Raw genomic sequence first — 7,648 nt, 5'->3', positions numbered from 1 at the left:
GGTCAGCGGTCAGCGGTCAGCGGTCAGCGGTCAGCGGTCAGCGGTCAGCCAAAATTCAATGACACACGAGTTCATAATGAAAGCCCTCGTTAATAAAAAACGCGATACTAAATCGCGTTTTTTTATAATTTACTGATAGCTACAAACTGACAGCTCAAAAGCTCGTTGGGTTTCGTTTTACTCAACCCAACCTACTTAAAACGTTAAAGCCCTAATTCGGCCATAAAGTCGTCGTCGCTATCATCTTGCTTTGGCTGTTTTGCTTTTTCTTTATCCGCTTTTTGCTTGGCTTCGTTTGCGATAATGTCGTCTGGGTCTACAGCTTCTACAATGTCAAAATCGTGAAGTTTAATAAACTCTGTTTTATCCATCGCTAATTCTAAATAGAAGATATTTTGATTGCGAGTCGTAAACGTTACACGGCGAGCTTGCGGGCGATCCATAGTGGTATCAACCGATATTTGCACTTGTTTATTAATAGCCATCATTTTTGGCTGATTTTGGGTAATAGAGGTATGAAGTTGTTCACGCACTTTCGACGTGAAGTCGCCCACTATTTGGTTCATCAACTCACCCATCACGTTTGAAACGTCATCAGATAAGTGACTATGCGCGATTTCGTCTTCTGGCATGCCCATATTACGCATGTAATCGCCATAAATTTCCATCGCCGCTTGCGCCGTAAAGTTGGTAACAACTAAGCCGGTAAAGCCCCCGTCAAATAAAACAAAACAACCTATGTCTGGTCGCATACAAGTACGCGTTATTTTTTGTACCATGGCTGAATAGCTGATCTCGTTGCCGCTGGCTGATGAAAGTACACCCGTTACTGAGTGGCATAATGTTGCTAATATATCGTCGGTACTAATAACCTTACTTTTGCTCATTTAATAATCTCTTTTATACTTATTCTTCATAATTCTAGTCAAGCTACTGAATTTATCACTGACTATCCAGCATAAAATGTTAAAATAGCACTATTATTTTCAAAGAGACTGCCTTCGTGAGTATAAAAGACAGTATTTATGCCTCTGAGCAACAAGTAAAAGACTTTAGTTTTGATCAAAACGTGGTTGAAGTATTTCCCGACATGATCCAACGCTCGGTACCCGGTTATGCCACTATTGTAAGTACTATGGGAAAATTAGCGGGTGAGTATGCTCAGCCTAATTCTAACCTGTACGACTTGGGCTGCTCATTAGGGGCAGTAACCTTAAGTATGCGTCGTAATATTAAAACCGATAGCTGCCAAATTATCGCCGTAGATAACTCACAAGCCATGGTTGAACGTTGTAAGGTCCATTTACAAGGATTTAGATCAGACGTTCCTGTAACGGTTACCTTAGGTGATATTAACGAGCTTGATATACAAAACGCGTCGGTAGTGGCAATGAACTTTACCCTGCAATTTATACCACCTGCGCAGCGCAAAGCGGTACTTGAAAAAATATACGCTAATTTAAAGCCCGGTGGCGTTTTGTTATTAAGTGAAAAAATTAAAGCCGAAAACGAGCAGTGCGATAACTTACTGATTGACTTGCACCACGACTTTAAACGCCATAATGGCTACTCTGAGCTTGAAATAAGCCAAAAGCGTACTGCCATTGAAAACGTAATGCGCCCCGATACACTTAGTACACATACACAACGTTTAAGCGACATTGGTTTTAGCCAAACGCAAGTGTGGTATCAATGTTTTAATTTTTGCTCAATGGTAGCAATTAAATAATTTAGAGAGTGACACATGTCTGCATGGTTTAACCAATTTTACGCTGCGATTGCACAAAGCCCACTTAGCCACTGGCTAGAAACCTTGCCTGCGCAATTAAAGCATTGGCAACAAGAGGCAAGCCATGGCGATTTGCCACAATGGCAAAAAGTGCTGAAAAACTTACCCGAGGTATCGACAAACCAAGTTGATATTGTCAGCAAAGTAGCAATAGGTGCGCCTGGCGAAATGTCTGAAGGCGAAAAAAAGCAAACCACGCATTTATTAAAACGGATGATGCCTTGGCGTAAAGGCCCGTTTAACGTTCACGGTATTGAAATAAATACCGAATGGCGCAGCGACTGGAAATGGGATCGACTCCTGCCGCATATTGAGCCATTAAAAGGCCGTACTGTATTAGATATTGGTTGTGGCTCGGGGTATCACCTATGGCGTATGCGCGGTGAAGGTGCTCAGTTTGTAGTGGGTATTGACCCATCTGACTTATTTTTATGTCAGTTTCAGGCAATTAAACACTTTAACCCAGATGAAAACGTGCATTTGTTACCATTAGGTGTAGAAGCCCTGCCAGAGCTTAAAGCGTTTGATACGGTATTTTCAATGGGGGTGCTTTATCATCGTCGTTCCCCTATCGACTTTTTAGCGCAATTAAAAGCACAGCTTCGCCCAGGCGGAGAACTCGTGCTTGAAACATTAGTTATTGAAGGCGATGAAAACACCGTATTAGTACCGACCGACCGCTACGCGAAAATGCGTAATGTATGGTTTATTCCAAGCACTGCGGCATTAAAATTGTGGATGGAACGTGTTGGCTTTAAAGATGTGCAAATTAAAGATTGTGCTATTACAACGCTCGACGAGCAGCGTAAAACTGACTGGATGGAAAACGAATCTTTAGTTGACTTTTTAGACCCCGCTGACACCAGTAAAACCATTGAAGGCTACCCTGCACCACTTAGAGCGATACTTACAGCTAAAGCCTAATTTGTAGTATTAATTTTTATTTCCATATTAAAAAGCGCCATTGGGCGCTTTTTTTGTTTACTAATACAGCAACTAGCGGACAAGTGTCCTTGTCTTTAAAATCAAATCCAGATTTCAACTAGCCGCGCCCTTGCAATTGTTGTAAAATACGCGCGTTTCTAAGTAAGCATCAAAACAACTATTTTGAGGAAAACCTGTGAGCGAACAAAAACAGTCTCTAAGCTATAAAGACGCGGGCGTAGATATCGACGCTGGTAATGCACTTGTTGAGCGTATTAAAGGCGTAGTTAAAAAAACTCGTCGTCCTGAAGTGATGGGCGGAATTGGTGGTTTTGGCGCACTTTGCGAAATTCCTGAAGGTTATAAGCAACCTGTACTTGTAGCAGGCACTGACGGTGTTGGCACTAAGTTACGCTTAGCAATTGACCTTAAAAAGCACGATACTGTAGGTATCGACTTAGTTGCGATGTGTGTAAATGATTTAATAGTACAAGGCGCTGAACCGCTGTTTTTTCTAGATTACTATGCAACGGGTAAACTAGATGTAGACACAGCAGCCGACGTAGTAACCGGTATTGGTAAAGGTTGTGAAATTTCAGGTTGTGCCCTAATTGGTGGCGAAACAGCTGAAATGCCAGGTATGTATGATGGTGAAGACTACGACATGGCAGGCTTTTGTACCGGTGTGGTAGAAAAATCAAAAATTATTGATGGCACTAAAGTAGCTGCAGGCGATCAACTTATTGCCCTTGCTTCTAGCGGTCCTCACTCAAATGGTTTCTCTTTAATTCGCAAAGTTTTAGAAGTCTCTAACGCTGATACTAATCAAGTGATTGATGGCAAAACCTTAGGTGAGCACCTTTTAGAACCAACACGTATTTACGTTAAACCATTACTTGAGTTGTTCAAGCAAGTAGACGTGCATGCCCTTTCGCATATTACTGGTGGCGGTTTTTGGGAAAATATCCCACGCGTATTACCTGAATCTGCTAAAGCGGTTGTTAAAGGTGATAGCTGGCAGTGGCCAAGTGTGTTTAGCTGGTTGCAAGAAAACGGCAACATTACAACACATGAAATGTACCGCACATTTAACTGTGGTGTAGGCATGGTGTTAGTTGTACCTGCGGATGAGCTTGAAAATAGCTTAAATATCTTAAAAGATCTTGGCGAGAACGCATGGCACCTTGGTGAAATCCAAGATGCCGTTGCTGGCGAAGAGCAAGTTGAAATTGTAGGTGGTGCTGCGTAATGGCACCCACTCGTCTAGTAGTTTTGATCTCAGGCAGTGGCTCAAATTTACAAGCCATTATAGACGCCTGTGAAAGCGGCGAGATAAACGCCCATATAGCGGCTGTTATTAGTAACAAAGCAGACGCTTATGGGTTAGAGCGTGCAAAAAATGCTGGTATTGCCACACACGTGCTGAGTCATAAAGAGTTTGACTCACGCGAAGCGTACGATGCCCAATTAATGCATATAATTGACTCTTTTGAACCAAATCTAGTTGTATTAGCTGGGTTTATGCGTATTCTAACTCCTAGCTTAGTGCAAAAATATGTTGGAAAAATGTTGAACATTCATCCATCTTTGTTGCCTAAGTATCAGGGGCTGAATACCCACCAAAGAGCAATTGATGCAAAAGACGACATTCACGGCGTTAGTGTTCACTTTGTTACTGAAGAATTAGACGGTGGACCCGTTATTCTTCAAGCCAAAGTGCCTGTATTAGCAGACGATACAGCAGACACGCTCGCTAAGCGTGTGCATGCGCAAGAGCACATAATTTATCCTTTGGTGGTCAAGTGGTTCAGTGAACAACGACTTACGATGGAAGCAGATTATGCAGTTCTTGACGAAAAACAACTTCCTGCACACGGCGCGCACTACCCAAAATAAAAAATTAAGTGCCTGGCTATTATGTGCGGGCACTTTATTACTTCCTACCAGCCTGATTGCAGGTGAGTTAACCCAGTATCAAGCCAGCTACGATATTTTGCGCAAAGGCGCAAATCATGGTACAGCCGAGCGGACGCTTAAAAAACTCGATAATAATAACTACCAAGTCACTTACCATAGCGATATTGAATGGATGATTTTCTCTGACTCACGTCAAGAGTCATCAACTTTTAGCTTTGCTAACGATAGAGTAGAGCCTATTCAGTACTCTATGATCCGCACGGGGACTGGGCCTGACAAAAAGTATGAAATTAACTTTGATCGTCAAACACAAACTGTCACCAGTAACACCAGCGACTACCCGTTAAAATGCCAATGGCATGATAACTTCCAAGATGGTATTTCTTATCAAGTGCAAGTTCGAGAAGGACTTAAAAAAGGAAAAACTAGTTTCTCGTTTCCGTTAGTTGATAAAAAAGGTAATTGCCGTGACTACGACTTTGAAGTGGTAGAAACCGAAATGATTTCCTTACCGATTGGTAACGTAGAAGCCATTAAAGTAAAACGTTTATACGACAATGACAAACGCCAAGCCTTAGCATGGTTTGCCCCAGAAATGGATTATATGCTCGTGCGCATGTGGAAAGGTGAAAAAGGTGTGGAACAGTTTGAAGTGCAGATGAAATCGTTTACCGTGATCAATCCACCGGCTTTACCTGCACAAGTTAAGAACGAAATAACCCCCTAATAAATTACTTACAAGATGCAATACGAAAAGCCCAAGTGTGATAACCATAACTTGGGCTTTTCATTTCAATACTTAAATTTGAAACTTTAAGTTGAGTTTCGTTTTACTCTACCAACCTACATTAATTCACCCATTTTAAATAACGCAAACTCTCCTGGCTGCATTTTTTGCCAGCGTTCATCGTTGGTTAGCGGCCTTGTTGCTATAACCGTTACCACATCGTTTGGTGTGGTTTCTTGTTGAAAGTCGACCACCATATCAGCATCAATAAGTGTTGCTTTACCAAATGGCGCACGGCGCGTTATGTAATGTAAATTATTAGTACAATACGCTAAAACAAATACACCATCGGTCAATAACATATTAAACACGCCTTTTTCACGTAGCGTATGCGAAAGCTTAGCCGCATATCTAAAAACCGACGCCATATTACTTGGTCGCTGCGGGTACTTTTCACGAATTTTGTCAAGCAACCAGCAAAATGCCAACTCGCTATCGGTATTACCCACAGGTCGATAATATTCAGGTTTTAAATCATGATAATTTGAAAGCTGCCCGTTATGAGCATAGGTTATTTCACGCCCCCACAACTCACGAGTAAACGGATGGGTGTTTTCTAGACACACTCGCCCGCGGTTGCCTTGACGAATATGACTTATCACCGATACGCTTTTAATCGGATAAGCTTTAACTAATTTAGCTATTTCTGACTGGTAACTTGGCTCAGGATCTTTAAAGGTTCTACAGCCTTTACCTTCATAAAAAGTAATGCCCCAGCCATCTTTATGCGGCCCCGTATTGCCACCGCGCTCCAACAACCCTGAAAAACTAAAACAAATATCCGTTGGCACATTGGCTGACATGCCAAGTAATTCACACATAAAATAAATAAACCTTTAAAAATAATTACTTATAAATAAAAATGAAATTAAAACTTTCCTTTGGTCACAGTTTTGGTCGTTGTTTTGTTTTTGTAACGCTAAATTTAAATTATTTTTAAGCTTGATAGTGACATTGTTAAACATCACCAGAATAAAGGCAAACAGTTATGTGTTTAGCTTTTACAAAAATCGATTTTTTTGCATGCTTTTTTAGTGTTTTTCAATTTCATTTTTGTTTTTGATTAAATTATTGTTTTATATTAGTTTTATTGCCTCTTAAAAATCCGCTCTGATCTTTAAAACCTCACGTAAACGAACTAAGTTATTGTTATATCGTCTTATTATTTTAAATTCATTATAAATTACAGTCGGTTAAACTGCAAAACAGTGAAATTAATCACGATCTTTTCAGATCTTTGATCTACTAAGGGCCCTATATACTCCGCTGGCTGGCGGTTTAAATGAAGTACTTTAAAACTGTAAAAAAGTAATGATAAAGAGCGCGCAGGAGGGTGAGGAAGAGTGCGGATTTCGTGGCATACATTCTGCGTGGGGTTAGTTTCCGTGGCTAGAACCTCGCTGTCCAACATAGATAGCGATAACTTTACTGCAGCGAGTGGCACGCACTAAAAAGCCCAGCGTGATGCTGGGCTTGTTTGAGTGGCTTGTGTATTACTTTGTTATTGGGTCTAGCCTAGATTTTTGGGCTGCAGCTTCACCTGCTTTGCTTGTGAATACTGCTGCAGTTATCGGTGGGGGCATTGTGGTTGTGTGCTTATGGGTTGCGCATTCTGTTGCTATATCTTTTACTGTTGCCATTAGCTCTGAAAGTAATTTAAGTACGTTCTCGCTTTCGCTACCTACCCACGTTTTAGGGCTCTTATGCTCTTGTTCTTTGATTGCAATTACTTTGCGTGTTTCACACTGCAGCTCTGCTAACTTACCGATGATGTCTTTTAATGATTCGTCGGTTTTGTTTTCAAAGTTACCCTGAACATCAATATGCTGATAAACACCTTCGCGTACTTGAGTACGGGTTTCACCCTCTTTGATTGCAGGTAAGTCCCAACCAAAGGGCAATACAGTTCTAATGAATGGTTTATCGGCTCGGCCATAGGCAAAGCCAATTTCTACAATTGAATTAATAGCCGGCGGTTCTAGTCGGCCTGCTTTATCGCCTGCACCTGGTAATGGAAGTGGCACGGCTTGAAGTGGTTTTGATTTAGTGTCTGTGCCATTTTCGTCAATGAGTTGAACGTTTACCGCATAGCGTGGGTAAAACGCATCGCTGCCACGTTCGCCATCATCTGTTGGTAGCTCTGGCAACGCGACTACTCTACCCCATCGCGGTAAATGTAATTGGCCGGTTAGTTCTGGAAACAACCGGCGCACAATTCTTAATATCGCTTT

At 41.5% G+C, this 7,648-nt stretch carries 8 protein-coding genes; 5 read left to right on the top strand and 3 right to left on the bottom strand.

What is annotated here, in order from left to right:
• Positions 1–203: 203 nt before the first annotated feature.
• Entirely contained in the window at positions 204–887 is a 684-nt protein-coding gene (locus L641_RS0100070) for a DUF3334 family protein (protein ID WP_010391441.1), read from the bottom strand.
• A gap of 116 nt (positions 888–1,003) precedes the next feature.
• On the opposite strand from L641_RS0100070, the gene cmoA reads away from it, so the two are divergent.
• From cmoA to L641_RS0100045, 5 genes are all read left to right on the top strand, one after another.
• A complete protein-coding gene (gene cmoA / locus L641_RS0100065) occupies positions 1,004–1,729 on the top strand; it encodes a carboxy-S-adenosyl-L-methionine synthase CmoA (RefSeq protein WP_016899475.1) in 726 nt (241 codons plus the stop codon).
• A 15-nt stretch (positions 1,730–1,744) separates the two neighbouring features.
• Positions 1,745–2,713 carry a tRNA 5-methoxyuridine(34)/uridine 5-oxyacetic acid(34) synthase CmoB gene (gene cmoB / locus L641_RS0100060; protein ID WP_024600781.1) on the top strand — a complete coding sequence of 323 codons (969 nt, stop codon included), beginning with the start codon at positions 1,745–1,747 and terminating at the stop codon, positions 2,711–2,713.
• Between the two features lie 196 nt (positions 2,714–2,909).
• Positions 2,910–3,962: a phosphoribosylformylglycinamidine cyclo-ligase gene (purM, locus tag L641_RS0100055; protein ID WP_016899473.1), complete on the top strand. Its 1,053-nt coding sequence runs from the start codon at positions 2,910–2,912 to the stop codon at positions 3,960–3,962.
• Positions 3,962–4,609, top strand: a complete 648-nt coding sequence (purN, locus tag L641_RS0100050; RefSeq protein WP_013464567.1) for a phosphoribosylglycinamide formyltransferase — start codon at positions 3,962–3,964, stop codon at positions 4,607–4,609. Before purM ends, purN begins: the two co-directional genes overlap by 1 nt.
• The gene (locus L641_RS0100045) at positions 4,563–5,357 is read left to right on the top strand and encodes a DUF3108 domain-containing protein (protein WP_042849237.1); all 795 of its coding nucleotides are present in this window, start codon (positions 4,563–4,565) and stop codon (positions 5,355–5,357) included. The genes purN and L641_RS0100045 overlap by 47 nt, the downstream gene beginning before the upstream one ends.
• Before the next feature lie 116 nt (positions 5,358–5,473).
• On the opposite strand, the gene L641_RS0100040 is transcribed toward L641_RS0100045, so the two are convergent.
• A complete protein-coding gene (locus tag L641_RS0100040) occupies positions 5,474–6,238 on the bottom strand; it encodes a class II glutamine amidotransferase (protein WP_013464565.1) in 765 nt (254 codons plus the stop codon).
• Positions 6,239–6,910: 672 nt separating this feature from the next.
• A partial coding sequence (locus tag L641_RS0100030; protein ID WP_024600779.1) for a hypothetical protein occupies positions 6,911–7,648 on the bottom strand: 738 nt, incomplete at its 5' end.

The organism is Pseudoalteromonas sp. TB41 (assembly GCF_000497975.1).
GTDB classification, from domain to species: domain Bacteria; phylum Pseudomonadota; class Gammaproteobacteria; order Enterobacterales; family Alteromonadaceae; genus Pseudoalteromonas; species Pseudoalteromonas tetraodonis.
The sequence above is the reverse complement of the archived record's forward strand: the minus strand, read 5'-3'. Positions and strand labels throughout refer to the sequence as shown.

Excerpts from the sequence above, each read along its gene's own strand:
- cmoB (WP_024600781.1), top strand. The coding sequence starts at position 1,745 with ATGTCTGCATGGTTTAACCAATTTTACGCTGCGATTGCACAAAGCCCA.
- L641_RS0100040 (WP_013464565.1), bottom strand. The coding sequence starts at position 6,238 with ATGTGTGAATTACTTGGCATGTCAGCCAATGTGCCAACGGATATTTGT.
- L641_RS0100070 (WP_010391441.1), bottom strand. The coding sequence starts at position 887 with ATGAGCAAAAGTAAGGTTATTAGTACCGACGATATATTAGCAACATTA.
- purN (WP_013464567.1), top strand. The coding sequence starts at position 3,962 with ATGGCACCCACTCGTCTAGTAGTTTTGATCTCAGGCAGTGGCTCAAAT.